General features: G+C 67.3%; 1 protein-coding gene and 1 pseudogene. One reads left to right on the top strand and one right to left on the bottom strand.

Annotation, left to right across the window (positions count from 1 at the left end; all coding sequences use genetic code 11):
- Positions 1-495, top strand: a pseudogene (locus IE321_RS41615) (transposase); the annotation flags it as partial.
- Here IE321_RS41615 and IE321_RS41610 read toward each other — a convergent pair.
- Positions 465-626, bottom strand: a complete 162-nt coding sequence (locus IE321_RS41610) for a hypothetical protein (RefSeq protein WP_190226798.1) — start codon at positions 624-626, stop codon at positions 465-467. The pseudogene IE321_RS41615 and the gene IE321_RS41610 sit on opposite strands and share 31 nt — an antisense overlap.
- Positions 627-695 lie beyond the last annotated feature (69 nt).

Below are 695 nucleotides of genomic sequence, written 5' to 3'. Positions count from 1 at the left end.
GGCGGCCGCGTTGATCGTCCCGAGCCTGGCCGGATCGCTGACGGCCGTGCTCGACCAACGCAGGCTCCTGGCCGGGCGGATCGAGAAACTGCTGGAGGCCCACCCTCTTTCGAAAGTCCTGACGTCGATGCCGGGCGTCGGCATCAGGACTGGAGCCCGCATCTTGATCGAGGTCGGTGACGGCAGCACCTTCCCCACCGCCGGCCACCTCGCCGCCTACGCCGGACTCGCCCTGGCAACCCGGAGCTCGGGGTCCTCGATCCGCGGCGAACAGCCTTCCAGACGGGAAAACAAGCAGCTCAAACGGCCTTCCTCCTCTCCGCGTTCGCCGCCCTGGGCGACCCGACCTCCCGGGCCTACTACGACAAGAAGATCACCCAGGGCAAGCACCACACCCAGGCCCTGCTCCATCTCGCCCGCCGCCGGGCCGACGTCCTGTTCGCGATGCTCCGCGACGGAACCTTCTACGAACCCCGGCCCGTCACATCAGGCTGATCCTCATCGCGCACGCCGCACACCGGGCAGTCCCATTCGTCGAGACAGTCGATCACGACAGGGTGATGACAGAAGACGCACGGACGCATGCCCTCCTCCCCTGATTGCTGCACACGCGCTTCATCGCTCATGCCAGGCAGAGTGCCAGACGGCCCCCGCCCGGTACCCACCACCTTGACCAAACACATAGGGGCACCCCC

This window comes from Streptomyces hydrogenans (assembly GCF_014656075.1).
GTDB classification, from domain to species: Bacteria; Actinomycetota; Actinomycetes; order Streptomycetales; family Streptomycetaceae; genus Streptomyces; species Streptomyces hydrogenans.
Note: the sequence above shows the minus strand (reverse complement) of the source record. Positions and strands in the feature narration are given on the sequence as shown.